A 15,487-nucleotide genomic window follows, 5' to 3' on the forward strand; every position below is an offset into this window, starting at 1 on the left:
ACGGGCAGTCCCCCGGTCAATTCTCCCGGAACGAGCGGTTGAAGCTGTCGAAGAGCGGCCGGAGCAGGTAGAAGGCGACGCTGCTCTGGCCGGTTTCGATGAGCGCCTGGGCGGGCATGCCCGGCACCATGTCGATCTCGCCTGTCTTCGTCACCCGCTCATCCGTGATGCGGATCGTCGCCGCGTAATAGGATTGTCCGGTCGCCTTGTCGGTGAGCCTGTCGGCCGAGACATAGGCGACTTCGCCCTTGAGCAGCGGAACGCGGCGCTGGTTGTAGGGCAGGAGATGCACCTGGGCCTTCAGCCCCGGATGGACGAGATTGATGTCCTCGGGCCTGACATGGGCCGAAACGATCAGCCGGTCGTCCGCCGGCACGAGGTCGAGCAGCGGCTCGCCCGCGCCCACGACGCCGCCGGTCGTGTGGATGCGCAGGTCGACCACCACGCCGGCCTGGGGAGCCCGCACGTCCGTGCGCGACAGTTGATCGTCTGTGGCCTGCAGGCGGTCGCCCATCTGCAGGATCTGGCTTTCGGTATCGCGCAGGTTCTGGGCGATCTCGTTTTGACGGTCGCTTTCGATCTTCACCAGACTGGCCTGCGCTTCGCTTATCACCTGGTAGGCGCGTGAAATCTGTGCCGCGGTTTCGCCGATCTGGCCGTCGAGGTCGGCCTTCATCTGTCCGAGATCGAGGAGTTTGGTCTTGCGCTCCACGCCCTTGGCCACCAGAGAGCTGATGGCGTCCAGCTGCTGCCGGGTAAGCTCCGCGCGCGTCGTCAGCGCCTCCTGCTGCGCGGTCAGGCCGGCGATTTCCTGCTTGACCTGGTTCATCTTCTCGTTGGTGACGGCGATCTCGGACTGCATCACCATATGGCGGGCCTCGAATATCTTCTTCTGCCCGGAAAGGATGGCCTCCATCGACGCGTTCTTCTCGGCCAAAGTCAGCAGCACCAGCGGGAAGCTGATCCGGTCTTGATTCTGCTGTTCGGCGACAAGCCGGGCGTGGCTGGCTTCGGCATCCCAGAGCTGGGTCTGCAGGCTGTCGAATTCGGCGCGCGGCTTGGTGTCGTCCAGCTTGATAAGCACCTGTCCGGGAACGACCGTCTCACCATTCTTGACCAGGATGTCGCGCACGATCCCGCCTTCCAGATGCTGGATGGTCTTGCGGCTCGATTCCGGTTCGACGACGCCAGTTGCGATCGCGGCGCTCTTCAGCGGAGCCAGCATCGACCAGACGCCGAAACCCAGCAGAAAGACGCCGACGAGGAGGTTGCCCGTCCAGGCGACGGCGCGGAGCTGCGGCTTGGCCGGCGCATCCGTCGGCACCTCATAAGCCGGCCGCCGCAGGGCCGGACGCGTCGAGGGGGCCGCTTTCTTCGGTGCCGGGAGCTGGCGGCGCGCCACGAGCGCGTCCGAAACCTTGACCGGCAAGCTCGCCATGAGAATCGGGATCACGATCTTGTCCAGCGTGTGGTTGCGTACCGACCTGGGATCGATCCAGTCCGAGATCGCGGACGCGGCGGTTCTCAGCATCTCGGAACGGAGCGCGAAGGGAGAGCCGAACTGCATATCCGTTCACCTCGCCCCGACGGCCGTCCGTGCGGGCGGCTGGAGATAGTTCTCGAATATCTGCTCGCTGTCGCCGAAGGCGGCGATGGTGCCGTTGCGCAGGATCGCGATCTTGTTGGTGACGGGCAGGATGCCCATGCGGTGCGTGATGATGACGGTGGTGATCTGCCTCGCTTTCAGCCGTTCGATCGCTTCGAACAATATGCGCTCGCCTTCGTAGTCGAGGCTCGAATTCGGATCGTCGAGCACGATCAAGGCGGGGTCGCCATAGGCGGCCCGTGCCAGGCCGAGCTGCTGCCGCTGCGCGCGAAGCAGGGTGCTGCCGCCGTCGCCGATGTCGGTCTCGTAGCCGTATGGCAGCCGCATGATGGTTTCGTGGAGCCCGGCGAGCTTCGCCGCCTCGACGACCTTGCGCGGGTCGGCGCCGTCGAGCCTGCCGATGACGTCCTTGACCGCGCCGCCGAAGAGTTCGATGTCCTGCGGCAGATAGCCGATCCTGCGCATGCCGGCGCAGCGGCGCAAGGCGGAAATGTCGACCCCGCCGAGCAAGGCGCGCCCGGACGTGGGCCGCGAGACGCCGGCAATGATGCGGCCGAGCGTCGACTTGCCGGCGCCCGAAGGCCCGATCAGCGCCAGGCAATCGCCCGCGGACAGATGCAGGCAGACATTGCTCAAGACCGGCGTTTGTGAAGCCGGCAACGCAAACCCGATATTCTCCAGAACGAGGTGGCACTTCGATTCCGGCAGCGTTATGGTCATGCTGAGCGAGCCGGGTGAAACAGCGTCGAGTATCCTGTTGAGGCGCTCGAACGCGTCGCGCGCCACCGAGAAGCCGCGCCATGCGCCGATGGCGCCTTCGACCGGCGCCAAGCCGCGGCCGAGAAGCAGGCTGGCGACGAAGATGATACCGGGGCTGCTGTTGTCCGCCAGGACCAGCCATGTCGCGGCGCCCATCACCAGGATCTGCGTCAGGGTGCGCACGGATTTCGACAGCGCGAGCATGATCTCGCTTCGCCGCACGGCCATGTCCTGCGCCGTCCGTCCGGTTTCGGCGTCGTGCACGATCATGCGCAGGGCGCCCTCCTGCATGCCCATGGCGCGGATCATGCCGAGATATTTCAGCGTCTGGGAAAACCGCGAATAGCTTCTGGCATGGGCGAGGTTCGCCTGCTCATGCGGTTCGCGGGCCGCGAATTCGGCCAGCACGGCAAACAAAAGCAGCAGGAGTGCGCTTGCCAGCCCGATCGCGCCGAGCAGCGGATGGACCATGAAAAGCAGGAGCAGGAAGACCGGCGCCCAGGGAATATCGAACAGCAGCGCGCTGGAAGGCGAATCGAGAAAGCTCCTCAGCGTGGAGAGATCGCGATAACAGTCCGCGGCGGCGACGGGATCGGCACGGGCCGCATATTCGAGCGAACCCGCCAGCACGATCGGTCGCATCCGCTGGTCGAGCCAACTGCCGATGCGCGAGAGCGCGGCGCGGCGCACAACATCCAGCGTCGAACCCACCACGACTGCCACTGCAATGATGATGGTCAGCATCGCGAGCGTGTCGGCGCTGCGGCTGGACAGCACGCGATCGTAGATCTGCAACAGGTAGATGGAGGGCGCGAGCAGGAAAATATTGTAGCCGCAGCTGTAGAGGAAGACGAGGCCGAATGCGCCCGCGCAGGCCCGCAATGCCATGACCAGAGGAGTCGCCTTGCGCCTGGATTGTCTAAGCGCCATCCTCGCATCTCCTCAACGAAGCTTTCGACGCCATTCGGCGCAAAGGCGAGCCGGTCAGGCGATCGTTTGGAGATCGTTCCCGGACGATGAGACCGGCGGCCGCGCCGCCGGTCCCGAGACAAGCATCAGATGGGCAGATGACTGAGATCGATGTCCACGAAGCTGTGGTCGAAGCTATGGTCGACACTGGTCGTGGTGGTGTTGGTGGTCGTGGTCGGATCCGAATGCACCAGCGCCGTCGAGATGTCGCCGCCGCGGGCCATGTTGCCGTTGCCGCCATTGCCGCCGACGCCGGCGAGAATGTTGGCGTGCTGGTCGGCGAACAGTTGCGTGTTCTGGGTCGCGCCCGTATCGGCATGGACCGCCGCCACGTCGCCGCCGGTCGCGGCACCCTGGTTACCGTTCGAATTCGCGCTGCCACCGGCTCCGCCGGATCCATTGTTGGTGATGGTGGACAGGAAGCCGTTTTCCGCCTCGGCTTCGCCGCCGTGTCCGGCCGTTCCTGCACCCCAGTCGGCCGATTGCCAGAGGTGATCGCCATTGTGGAGATCGACGTCGGAACCGGTTACGGACTGTGTGTTCGCCACATAGGCCGAGGGGTTGTAGTTGATCGTGCCGTCATTGTAGCCATCACCGCCATTGCCCGCATTGGCGTCGCCGGCATGGACGTGGCTCAGATTGATCGTATCGGACATCGTTGGGATTGCCATGTGAAAGTCCTCCGCTTTGATCTTGGCCCCCGCAGTTGCGACATGCTTCCGGCACCATGACCGGGGGAGGGAGCCGCGTTAAAACTGTGCTCGCGATGCCCTGTCGGAACCAGATGGAAATTGTGGCGTGTCCTTTTGGGTGGGGTGGGTGTAACCGCAAAAAGGAAGAAGCCGCGTCCGTCCCAGGCTCTCTGTTTTTCCAAAGGAGCACTGCCGGGACCGGCCGCGTCACCGCCGGCTCGATCCTCGTGGGTCATCGCAGGATTTCGTGGCGGTACACGCGGATGGGCAGCGGCCATCCGCCCAGTACGTGCGGGAATGCCGCCGCGTCGCCAGCGTTCGAAGCTTGGCCGGGCAAGCGGCTTCAGCTATGTATCAGGCCGAAGATGTCGTCGACCAGCGAACCGTGCGCGGCGCCGGTGGCATCGTGGCCGCCGCCCAGGCCACCCACGCCCGCCACCTGAAGGGCATGCTGATCGGAAAGGACATGGTCGATCTGTTGCGCGTCGGCCGTGCCGCCGGCGGGAACCGCGATGTTCATCGGCTCGAAATAGCCGACATTGACGTTGACCACGCTGCCGTTCGACACGCCTGTGCCGCCGCCGCCATCCGCCATGTTGCCGGTGAAGATGGTGTCCGAGGCCATGTTGAAGCCTCCGCCGTTACCGCCTATGCCGGCGATCTGCGTGCCGCCCTGGTCGAAGACGACATTGTTGGTCTGGTGGGCTTCGGCGTCGCCGCCGGCCGCACCGACGGCGATGTTTATCGGCGCGAAGATCGCGACGTTCACGTCCACCATGCTGCCGAGGAAGATGCCGTCGCCGCCGTGCCCGGCATAATTGTCGCCCGTGTAGATGGCGGTCGAACCGCCCGAGGAATGGCCAGTGTCGCTCCCGGCGAAATTTCCGCTGCCGCCCGAACCGCCGATGCCGGCGATCTGGGTCGTGCCCTGCTGCAAGATGGCCTCATTGGTCTGGTTCGCAACGGCCGATGAATGCGGTCCCGCCGCCACCGCCGTATTGACGGGTGCGAATGCGGCGACATCGGTGCTGACCAGACCGCCGATGAAAATCCCGGAGCCGCCGCTACCGGCATGATTGCCGCCGCCGGCGACGCCAAGGGCCGTGTTGCCGTCGCCGCCGTCACCGCCGAGGCCGGCCATTTCCGTGGAATGTTGATTGACGAACGCGCCATTTCCCTGATCCGCGCTGGCGGTGGAATAGGGCCCCGATATGGCCAGGTTGGACGGAACGAATATGGCGGTGGGCTGACTGCTGATGACACCTACGCTGATGCCGTCGCCGCCGCTGCCGGCCGAATTGGCCGGGGTTACATCCAGCGGCATCCATGTCGGCACCAGTGCCAGGTGCCCGGCGGCCGAGCCGGACAGCGTGTTCTGGCTGGCGCTCGTGTTGAGCGCGTCCTCGGTATTTTGACGAGGCTCAGTCATGGCCGTCTCTCCGAACCGGCTGCGCCGAGGGCATCGAGGCTGTGTCGCCCCCGACATGCTCCGACCTGGATCCGCGCGACACCGCAAAGACGTCACTCGGAACCGCTCGTATTATGAAGCTGTCGGAGAAAAAGCGGAGCCTGCAATTCGTCTACGCCCATTCAGGTGGGGAGGGCGGCAGGCCGTCGGCTATCCTTTCGCCGGTCGGGCCCAGGCCGTCATCCCCGGCCGGCGACGCGCCGGTCCTGCTTGCCTTCGTCAGCTATGTGCCCGAGCCGGCTCGACAAATCGGCGGCCGCATCGAGCAGGGTCTTGAGGTAGCTCGCATGGTTCCTGAGGCCGTCCTCGCGCGGGGCGACCAGACACAGCGTGGCAATGCAGACGGAATCGGCCCGATAGACCGGCACCGCGAAGCAATGGGTGAAGCTCTCGACCACGCTGTTGAAGGTATAGTAGCCGACCCTGGCCGCCTCGCGCACCTCGGCGATGAAGACGGCGGGATCGAGCCACTGCCCGTCAGGTAGGCGGAAGTCTTCCCTGGGGATGAAATCCAGGATTTCCTGATCGCTCATATGCGCGACCAGAAGCCGGCCGGATGCCGTCCACGGAATTGCCACGGGGTCGCCGACATTGGACGAAATGCGGAAGGGGCGCGACCCCTCCTTCATCTGCGCGACGGTGTATTTGTTGCCTTCCAGAAGGCACATCTGCGCGGTCTCGCGGGTCTCCTCGGCGATGTGGGTGAGCAGCCGGTCGCACTCCCGCATCAGGTCGAACTGCTCGGCATAGGCCATGCCGAGGAAATAGAGGTTGCGACCGAGGAACACGCGGCCGTCCTCGCCGCGATATTCCAGCACGCCCTGGCGCATCAGCTGGTTGACCAGCTCATAGACCGACGAGCGCGGCGCGCCGATGCCCGACGCGATCTCGTTGGGGCGCAGCGGCTGGCGCTTCAGGCGCAGGAAGTTGAGGATCTCGAAGGCGCGGTCGAGGCCGCGCGCGCGCCTGCTGACCATATCGTCCCGTGCGTCATCCACGCCTCACCTCCTTGATCGACTGTCGCGGAATCTAGTGCCGACTCACGGGGCTTTGTAGGCCACGCAGTCGATCTCCACCTTGCAGTCGACCATCATGCTCGACTGCACGCAAGCGCGGGCCGGCGGATGCTCCCCGAAATATTCGGCGTAGACGCCGTTGAAGGACCAGAAATCGCGCGGGTCGTCCAGCCAGACGCCGACGCGCACGACATGCTCGAGGCCATATCCCGCCTCCTTGAGGATGGCGATGACGTTCTCCATGGTCTTGCGCGTCTCGGGGATGATGCCGCCGCCGACGATCTCGCCGTTTTCCATGGCGACCTGGCCCGACACGTAGAGCCAGCCGTTGGCTTCGACGGCGCGGGCGAAAGGCAAGGGCTGCTTGCCGGCGCCGGTCTGGCCGGTGCCGTAGCGCTTGATCGTCATGTCTGTTCTCCGGATGCTAGTTGAATGTTGAGGTCTTGAGAAACTCGGCCAGCCGCTCGGTTTGCGGCTTGACGAACATCTCGCGAGGATCGCCTTCTTCGCCGATGCGGCCCTGGTTCATGAAGATGACGCGCGTCGAGACTTCGTAGGCGAACCGCATCTCATGCGTGACGAGAAGCATGCTCATGCCGTCGCGGGCGAGGTCCTTGATGACCTGCAGCACCTCGTTGACCAGTTCGGGGTCGAGGGCGGAGGTGACCTCGTCGAACAGCATCAGCTTGGGGTTCATGGCGATGGCGCGGGCGATGGCGACACGCTGCTGCTGGCCGCCCGAAAGCTGGCCCGGATAGCGGTCGCGACGTTCGGCGAGGCCGACGCGGTCCAGCCATTTCTCGGCCAGGCCACGCGCTTCGCCGCGGCTCATGCCCTTGACCTTGACCAGGCCGAGCATGACGTTTTCGGCGGCAGACATGTGCGGGAACAGGTTGAACTGCTGGAAGGCCATGCCGGTCATCGCGCGCTGGCGGGCGATTTCCTTTTCCTTCTTCTTGCGGCGCGCGCCATTGACCGTTTCGTAGCCGATCTCCTCGCCGTCGATGCTGATGGTGCCGCCCTCGAACTCCTCCAGCATGTTGATGCAGCGCAACATGGTGGTCTTGCCGGAGCCGGAGGAGCCGATGATGGAGATGACGTCGCCCTGGGCCATCGTGCAATCGACGCCCTTGAGCACTTCGACGTCGCCGTAGCTCTTGTGCAGGTTCTTTATTTCGAGAAGGTTGCTCATTGGAAGCCTCACGAAGGGACGGAGGTTTTGCGTTCGACGTAGCGGCCGAAACGTTCGATGCCGTAATTGATGACGAAGTAGAGGAAGCCCGCGAACAGGTAGAATTCGAGGCTGAGGAAGGTGCGCGAGATCAGCTCCTGCGTGCGCAGCAGAAGCTCGCTGACGCCGATGATCGACAGAAGCGTCGAGGCCTTGACCATCTCGGCGGCGGTGTTGACCCAGGCCGGCAGGACCTGCCGCAGCGCCTGCGGCCCGAGCACATAGGCGAAGGTCTGCGCAAAGGTCAGGCCGATCGCCTTGGCGGCCTCGGTCTGGCCCTTGGGGATCGACTGCAACGCACCGCGCACGATCTCGCCGACATGGGAAGAACAGAACACGGCGAGCGCCAGCACGCCCGCCTGGAACGGCCCCAGGTCGATGCCGACCGTGCCGAGCACGTAGTAGCTCGCCAGGACCAGCACGAGAACCGGGGTGCCGCGGATGAAATCGGTGTAGCCGCGCACGAGCCAGCGCAGCGGTCCCTTGCCATAGGTCAGCGCCAGCCCGACGCCAATGCCGACGACGGTGCCGACGAGGATGGCCAGCAGCGAAATGGAGACGGTGACGCCCAGTCCCTTGAGGATGGGGATGCGGGCGATCCAAAGCGTATTGAGGAAGGCGACGATATCCATGTCGATCACCGCGGAAGGGACATGCGCTTCTCCAACTGGCGCAGCAGGGCAGCCAGGAAGGAGCAGGTGGCGACGTAGAGAAGGCTGGTCACGATCCACGTCTCGATGACGCGGAAGCTCTCGACATTGATCTTGCGCGCCTCGAAGGTCAGTTCCGGCACGGCGATGGCGGCGGCGAGCGAGGTGTCCTTGAACAGCGAGATCATGGTGCTGGAGAGCGACGGCAGCACGTTGCGCAGCATCAGCGGGATGACGATCAGGTTGCGGATCTGCGACTGCCTGAGCCCGATGGCGAGCCCTGCTTCCTTCAGGCCGCCGGGCACCGCGACCAGACCGCCACGGAAGACTTCGGCCAGATAGGCGCCGGCATAGACCGACAGCGTGATGACGAAGCTTTCGATCTTGCCGAGGCGGATGCCGAGTTGCGGCAGCGCGAAGAAGGTGAACAGCACCAGCACCAGGATCGGCGTGTTGCGGATGATGGTGACGTAGATCTGCGCCGGCCGGCGCAGCAGCGCCTGCCTGGACAGCAGGCCGAAGGCGGTGACGAGGCCGATGATGCAGCCGATGGCGATCGCCACGAAGGCGAGGCCGAGGCTGAGCGCCAGTCCTTCGAGCAGCAGGTCGAAGCTGCGCCAGACCGCGGAGAAGTTGAGGGTGTAACCCATTTTGCGTCCTATAGGGTGCGGCCGATAGGGATGCGCCGGATCGCGGAGCGATGGCGCGGCACAAGATGTGGCCGCGCCATGCGGGTGCTTATTTGTATTCGACCGGGAAGCCGATCTGCGGCGGCGACAGTTCCTTGCCGAACCAGGTCTTGTAGGAGTTGGCGTAGAAGTCGAACTCGACGCCGGTCATGGCCTCGTGCAGGGCGGTGTTGACGAAGTTCAGCCAGTCCTGGTCGCCGCGCTTGACGCCGCAGGCGTAGGTCTGCGGGTTCCAGCCATAGCCGGCGTCCTTGTAGCGGTTCGGGTTCTGCTTCATGTACCAGGACAGCGACGACTGGTCGGTGGCGACAGCGTCAGCGCGACCGGATTCCAGGGCCTGGTAGATCAGGTCGACCGACTCGTACTGGTCCACCTTCGCCTCCGGCAGGGCGGCGTGCACCATGGATTCGGCGTAGACGTTCTGCAGCACCGAAACGGTCACGCCGGAGCCGGCTGCCTTGAGCGCGGCATAGTCGGCATATTTGCCGTCCGCCTTCAGCATCAGGCCAACGCCTTCGCGATAATAGGGAATGGTGAAGGCGATCTGCTGGGCGCGCTCCCCGGTCACCGTCATGAACTGGCAGGTCAGGTCGACCTTGTTGGTGGTGATGTTGGGGATGCGGGCATCCGACGACTGGTTCACATACTCGATCTTGTCAGGATCGCCGAACAGCGCCTTGGCCACGATGCGGCCCATGTCGATGTCAAAGCCCTGCAGCTTGTCGTCGGCGCTCTTGAAATGCCACGGCGCGTTCGTGCTGCCGGTGCCCATGATCAAATGGCCTCGCGCCAGAACTTCATCGAGCTTGCTTTGATTTTGCTGTGCGCTGGCAGGCATCGCAGCCAAGAGCGCCAATGCGGCCCCGGCCGCAAAGAGAGCCGTCTTCATCTCCCGTGTCCTCCGAAAAAGGGTTCCTGGTAACCTGTCCATTATTGTGGACATATGTCCGAAATAGTGGATTGACTGATCTACTGCCGCGCTGCATTGTTTGTCAAGCGGTTCGGAGGGATGATCCCGACGCTTCGACTTTTGGAGGTTTGGCTAGCGATGCATGACGAGATTCAGACGCCGGCGGTGCTGGTGGACATCGATGTCGCGAGGCGCAACATCGAGCGCTTCCAGGTTTATGCCGACAGCCACGGCCTCAAGGTCCGGCCGCACATCAAGACGCACAAGCTGCCGGTCTTGGCGGAGATGCAACTTGACGCCGGTGCGGTCGGCATCACCTGCCAGAAGGTCTCGGAAGCAGAGGCCATGGTCGCGGGCAGCAGCCGCCTGAGCGACGTGCTGATCACCTACAACATCCTCGGCCAGGACAAGCTCAGGTCGTTGGTCGCGCTGGCGCGCAAGGTGCGGCTGGCGGTCGTTGCCGACAACGCCACTGTGGTAGACGGCCTCTCGGTCGCCTTTTCGGCTTCCGGCGAAACGCTGGACGTTTTCGTTGAGTGCAACACCGGCGCCGACCGCTGCGGCGTCGCCTCGCCGCAGGACGCGGCCGATCTCGCCGGCCGCATCGCCGCGGCGCCCGGTTTGCGTTTTGCCGGTTTGATGACCTATCCGCCGGTCGGCGGCGCGGCGCGCGTGCAAGCCTTCATGACCGAGGCCAAGGCGCTGATCGAGGAACGCGGCATTCCCGTTCCTGCGATCACGTCGGGCGGCTCGCCCGACATGATGTCGGCGCACCTTGCGCCGGCGACGACGGAATATCGCCCCGGCACCTACGTCTACAACGATCGTTCGCTGGTGGCGCGCGGCGTCTGCGGCTGGGAGGATTGTGCGCTTACGGTGCTGGCCACGGTCGTCTCGGTTCCTGCCGCCAACCGCGCCATCATCGACGCCGGATCGAAGACGCTGACATCCGACCTGCTCGGTCTGACCGGCTACGGCCACGTGCTGGGCCGGCCGGACATCGCGATCGATCAGTTGTCGGAGGAGCATGGGCGCCTGCGCAGCGACGGCGACATAGGACTGAAGGTCGGCGAGCGCCTGCGCATCGTGCCGAACCATGCCTGCGTGGTGACCAATATGGTCGATGCCGTCTATGCGCTTCAGGCCGGGCAGGCACCGCAGCGCTGGCCTGTGCCGGCGCGCGGCAAGATCGTGTGACGAGAGCTTGCAATCACGCGCGGCAAGGTTGACCCGCACAACGGTGGCAGCCTGTCGCGGCAGTGGAAGCGTTCGAAACCATGCGTCCGCGCGAGGGCAAGCCGTCCTGAACCCGCCGGGCCGATCACGACAACCTGAAGCGGATCCGGATCGAAAGACTTGCCATGGCGGCAAGCAGGCCGTATCCTAATTTCAGAAGTTTCTGAAACTTCAGGATGAACAACATCACATGGACCTGCCGCCTCTCATCCAGGCCTTTGTGCTGCATTTCGGCGAGATGGGCAGCCGCTGGGGCATCAACCGCACCGTCGGCCAGATCTACGCGTTGCTATATCTCTCGCCCCGACCGCTCTGCGCCGAACAGATCGCCGAGGAACTGGGCGTCTCGCGTTCGAACGTGTCGATGAGCCTGCGCGAACTGCAGGCGTGGAACCTCGTCCTGCTCAAGCATCTGCCGGGCGACCGGCGCGACTTCTTCACCACGCCGGACGACGTCTGGCAGATTCTTCGCACGCTAGCCGAAGAGCGGAAGAAGCGCGAAGTGGATCCAACGCTCTCGGTCCTGCGCGAACTGCTGATGCAGAAGCCAAAGAGCGAACAGGAACGCTTCGCGCAAACGCGTTTGACCGAGATGTACGGGTTGATCGAGCAACTCACGAACTGGTACGACGACGTCAAGCGTCTCGAAACCGAGCGATTGGCGACGTTGCTTCGTCTTGGCTCGAAGGTCACGAAGCTCCTCGACGCGAAGGATCGGGTCGTGTCGCTTGGACGAAAGCACCGCGCGGCGCCGCAGGAGTGAGCCGATGCCTGTTGCTTCCAGGCCGGATCGTCGGCCAGCCTCGATTCCCGCCGCTATGCCGGACATGGTTTCGCTTGAGACGGCCGCGAAGGAGAAGCGTGCCGGAACCGAAACGGGCACCGTAGCCCCGGCTCCCTTCCTTGGCAGCAGGGCAGCGGCGTGGCTGCAGATCGCGGCCAGTCTCGTCTTCATTCCCCAGGCCGCAGCCATCTGCGCCGCGGTCGGCGCGATCGCCGTCGGCGGCGGTTTGCGCCAGGCGATCTGGCCGGCGGCCCTCGTCGCGGTGCTTGGCATCGTCAAGGCGCTGCTCGAGGCAGCCGGCAGCAGGATGGCTTTCAGGTCGGCGCGCGCGAGGCTGTCGGAACTTCGGGCGCGGGCGACGCTTGCCCTGTCGGCGGCGTCTCCGCTCGACACGGGCCGGCCGTCCTCGGGGCAGGCGGCCAGCGTGCTTGCCGAGCAGGCCGAAGCCGTGGTGGCCTATCTTGCCCGCTTTCGACCGGCGCGGCTGCGCGCGACGGTCGTGCCGCTGGTCATTCTCGCGATTGTTTTCGCGGTGTCCTGGCTGGCCGCGCTCGTCCTGCTGCTGGCCGCTCCGCTGATCCCGATCTTCATGGCGATGGTCGGCTGGCGTGCGAAGGAGGCATCCGAGAGGCAGTTGGGCAAGATGGGCAGCATGAACGCCTTCCTCCTCGACCGGCTGCGCGGCATCGCCACGATCCGCTCGCTGGGCGCGGTGGATGCGACGGCGGAGCGGGTGCGCGCTGAAGCCGAGGGCCTGCGCCGCCGCACCATGGCCGTGCTGCGCATAGCCTTCCTGTCCTCGGCGGTGCTCGAACTGTTCGCCGCGCTCGGCGTTGCCATGGTCGCGGTCTATGTCGGCTTTCATCTGCTCGGCCAGATCGGCTTCGGTGCCTGGGGCGCCAGGCTAAGTCTTGGCGAGGGGCTGTTCGTGCTGTTGCTGGCCCCGGCCTTTTTCGAGCCGCTGCGCGAACTTTCGGCGGCCTGGCATGATCGGGCGGCGGGCGAGGCAGCCATCGAGGCGCTGGAGCGTTTGGCCGACCGCCAAACGTCGTTGCCCGGAGCCGACGATGAAGTCCGGCACACGGTGCCGGTGCTCCACGCCGCGCCGGCAGTCCGGATCAACGGGCTGAGCTACCGTCATCCGGATCGCTCGCAATGGATTTTCGACGGCTTCGACCTTGCCATCACACCGGGGGAGCATGTCGCGCTGCTGGCGCCGAGCGGTGTCGGCAAATCGACCTTGCTTGCGCTCGTCGCCGGGCTCGCATCGCCGCAGGCAGGCCGCATCGTGATCGGTGGCACGCCGATGGACCAGGCCCACGCCATGGAACTGAGGCGATGCATGGGCTGGATCGGCCAGGCGCCGCATATTTTCGCCGGCACGCTCGCCGCCAACGTTTCGCTCGGCCGGCCGCAGGTCTCGGCGGGCGACGTCGCGGACGCGCTCGGCGCCATGGGTCTTGCCCATGTCCGCGACCGCGCTGCCATGGCTGTCGGTGAAGCCGGCGCCGGCCTTTCGGGCGGCGAGACGCTCCGGCTGGCGCTCGCCCGCGTCGCCGCGACACCCGATGCGACCCTGATCCTGGCCGACGAACCGACCGCCCATCTCGACAGCGGGACGGGACGCGAGATCATCGCAAGCCTGCTGGAACTGGCGCGCGGCAAGACATTGATCGTGGCAACGCACGATCCCGCGCTGGCGGCCCGCATGGACAGGGTGATCCGGCTCGAGAGCTCGCCTTTGGAGCGGGCCGCATGAAACGTGATCTCCAGGCGCTGCGACCCGTGCTGGCCCTGTTTTTGGCCGAACGAAGGGGCCTGCTGCTCGGCGGCGCGCTGTTGTCGGCGGTGGCGCTGCTGAGCGGCGTGGCTCTCATCGGCCTCTCTGGCTGGTTCATCACCGCGACCGCCATCGCGGGCCTGTCGGCCGGCACGGCGCTCGCCTTCGATGTCTTCGCGCCCGCCGCCGCCATCCGCCTTCTGGCTTTGGCCCGCACTGGCACGCGCTATGGCGAACGGCTCGTCACCCATGACGCGACGCTGCGTGTCCTCGCAGCCCTTCGCCAGCGCCTGTTCCGTGGCTGGGCCGAAGCACGATCCGCGCGGATCATGACGATGCGCCCGGCCCGCACGCTCTTCCAACTCACTCTCGATCTCGATGCGATGGATTCGCTTTATCTTCGCGTCCTCGTCCCGGCAGTCGCCGGACTTGCGACGGCAATCGCGGTGGTGATCGTGCTGGGTTTCCTGCACCCGTTAGCAGGCCTTATCATAGGAGGAACCCTTCTACTCGCAGGCTTCGGCATCGCCGTTTGCGCCGCAGCGTCCGCGCGCCGCCCGTCCAGGCAGCGGGCGAACGCAATGGAAGTGCTGCGCTCGCGCGTCATCGATCTCGTCAGCGGACAGGCGGACCTTGTCATGGCCGGCCGGCTCGGCGCCCAGCGCGCCGCCATCGCCAAAGCCGATGCGCGGCTCGCCGCGGCCGACGACGCCCTGAACCGGATCGATACGACCGCGACGGCGGCCCTCGCCGTCACCGGCTCGCTGTTGCTGGCGGCAACGCTCCTGATCGTGGCCCATCTTGCGGACGCGGGCGCCATCGGCGCGCCTGCCGCGGTGCTGGGCTTGCTGGTCGTCTTCAGTGCCATGGAGCCGTTCGCCGCGTTGAGACGCGGTGCGGTCGAGTTCGGCCGCACCGCGCTGGCCGCCCGGCGGATCGGCCCCCGGCTGCGGCGCCAATGGAGCGACGCCGCGGCGGTTGCGCCGCCGCAAGGGATGGCCGCGCGCCTCGACGGGGTTTCGGCTACGTATCCGCGAAGCGACAGGATCGTTCTGCGCGACCTATCGCTTACAATCGACCAGGGCGAACACGTCGCCGTCGTCGGGGAAAGCGGCGCCGGCAAGTCGACGCTGCTCGCGCTGCTCGCCGGCGATCTCGCTGCCGCGCAGGGCTGCATCGAACGGCAGTCGGCTACGCTGCTGACCCAGCGCACGCAGCTCTTCCAGGACACGCTGCGGGACAATCTTCGTCTCGCGGCCCCGCAAGCGCAGGATGGTCGCCTGTGGGAAGCGCTTGAGGCCGCCGGTCTGGACAAGGACGTCGCAGCCTTGCCGAACGGGCTCGATACGGCGCTCGGGGAAGGGGGCATGGGGCTGTCGGGCGGGCAGGCGCGCCGCCTGGCATTGGCGCGCCTGCTGCTTTGCGATGCGCCGCTGTGGCTGCTCGACGAGCCGACGGAGGGGCTGGACGGCGCCACGGCGCGCGACGTGCTGGTCCGCCTGGAGGCGCGCGCCGAAAGCCACACGGTCGTCGCGGCCACTCATATCCGGCGCGAGGCCGAAATCGCTAACCGCCTGCTGGTCATGGAGGCGGGCCGCGTCGTCGCCTCCCTGCGGCGAGGGGAGCCCGGCTTCGATGCTGCGCTCGCCAGGCTGCGACCCGACTGAGAACTGCCGACCAAACCGGAGCAAGCCGGA

General features: G+C 65.7%; 14 protein-coding genes. 4 read left to right on the forward strand and 10 right to left on the reverse strand.

The window, feature by feature from the left end:
• Positions 1-16: 16 nt before the first annotated feature.
• The 10 genes from QU595_RS25105 to QU595_RS25150 form a co-directional block, all read right to left on the reverse strand.
• On the reverse strand, positions 17-1,438 hold the full coding sequence (locus QU595_RS25105) for an HlyD family type I secretion periplasmic adaptor subunit (protein ID WP_410000567.1): 1,422 nt from the start codon (positions 1,436-1,438) through the stop codon (positions 17-19).
• 135 nt (positions 1,439-1,573) lie between these two features.
• Positions 1,574-3,295, reverse strand: coding sequence for a type I secretion system permease/ATPase (locus QU595_RS25110; RefSeq protein WP_315927090.1), 1,722 nt, complete (start codon positions 3,293-3,295; stop codon positions 1,574-1,576).
• A 125-nt stretch (positions 3,296-3,420) separates the two neighbouring features.
• The gene (locus QU595_RS25115) at positions 3,421-4,005 is read right to left on the reverse strand and encodes a PE-PGRS family protein (protein WP_315927092.1); all 585 of its coding nucleotides are present in this window, start codon (positions 4,003-4,005) and stop codon (positions 3,421-3,423) included.
• A 364-nt stretch (positions 4,006-4,369) separates the two neighbouring features.
• A complete protein-coding gene (locus QU595_RS25120; RefSeq protein ID WP_315927095.1) occupies positions 4,370-5,455 on the reverse strand; it encodes a hypothetical protein in 1,086 nt (361 codons plus the stop codon).
• Between the two features lie 218 nt (positions 5,456-5,673).
• Positions 5,674-6,471: an IclR family transcriptional regulator gene (locus QU595_RS25125; RefSeq protein ID WP_410000568.1), complete on the reverse strand. Its 798-nt coding sequence runs from the start codon at positions 6,469-6,471 to the stop codon at positions 5,674-5,676.
• 63 nt (positions 6,472-6,534) lie between these two features.
• Entirely contained in the window at positions 6,535-6,918 is a 384-nt protein-coding gene (locus tag QU595_RS25130) for a RidA family protein (protein ID WP_315927099.1), read from the reverse strand.
• 16 nt (positions 6,919-6,934) lie between these two features.
• Entirely contained in the window at positions 6,935-7,702 is a 768-nt protein-coding gene (locus QU595_RS25135) for an amino acid ABC transporter ATP-binding protein (protein WP_315927101.1), read from the reverse strand.
• An 8-nt stretch (positions 7,703-7,710) separates the two neighbouring features.
• Positions 7,711-8,373, reverse strand: a complete 663-nt coding sequence (locus tag QU595_RS25140; protein WP_315927103.1) for an amino acid ABC transporter permease — start codon at positions 8,371-8,373, stop codon at positions 7,711-7,713.
• 5 nt (positions 8,374-8,378) lie between these two features.
• Positions 8,379-9,041: an amino acid ABC transporter permease gene (locus QU595_RS25145; protein WP_315927105.1), complete on the reverse strand. Its 663-nt coding sequence runs from the start codon at positions 9,039-9,041 to the stop codon at positions 8,379-8,381.
• An 88-nt stretch (positions 9,042-9,129) separates the two neighbouring features.
• Positions 9,130-9,969, reverse strand: coding sequence for a transporter substrate-binding domain-containing protein (locus tag QU595_RS25150; RefSeq protein ID WP_315927107.1), 840 nt, complete (start codon positions 9,967-9,969; stop codon positions 9,130-9,132).
• A 159-nt stretch (positions 9,970-10,128) separates the two neighbouring features.
• Between QU595_RS25150 and QU595_RS25155 the strand changes: the two genes are divergently transcribed.
• The 4 genes from QU595_RS25155 to cydC all read left to right on the forward strand — a co-directional run bounded on the left by QU595_RS25155 (position 10,129) and on the right by cydC (position 15,457).
• Positions 10,129-11,187 carry a D-TA family PLP-dependent enzyme gene (locus QU595_RS25155; protein ID WP_315927109.1) on the forward strand — a complete coding sequence of 353 codons (1,059 nt, stop codon included), beginning with the start codon at positions 10,129-10,131 and terminating at the stop codon, positions 11,185-11,187.
• A gap of 229 nt (positions 11,188-11,416) precedes the next feature.
• Positions 11,417-11,989, forward strand: coding sequence for a GbsR/MarR family transcriptional regulator (locus QU595_RS25160; RefSeq protein WP_315927111.1), 573 nt, complete (start codon positions 11,417-11,419; stop codon positions 11,987-11,989).
• Positions 11,990-11,993: 4 nt separating this feature from the next.
• The gene (gene cydD / locus QU595_RS25165; protein ID WP_315927113.1) at positions 11,994-13,769 is read left to right on the forward strand and encodes a thiol reductant ABC exporter subunit CydD; all 1,776 of its coding nucleotides are present in this window, start codon (positions 11,994-11,996) and stop codon (positions 13,767-13,769) included.
• Entirely contained in the window at positions 13,766-15,457 is a 1,692-nt protein-coding gene (gene cydC, locus QU595_RS25170; RefSeq protein WP_315927115.1) for a thiol reductant ABC exporter subunit CydC, read from the forward strand. Before cydD ends, cydC begins: the two co-directional genes overlap by 4 nt.
• The last annotated feature ends 30 nt before the right edge of the window (positions 15,458-15,487 follow it).

This window comes from Mesorhizobium sp. SP-1A (genome assembly GCF_032460275.1).
Lineage (GTDB): Bacteria > Pseudomonadota > Alphaproteobacteria > Rhizobiales > Rhizobiaceae > Mesorhizobium.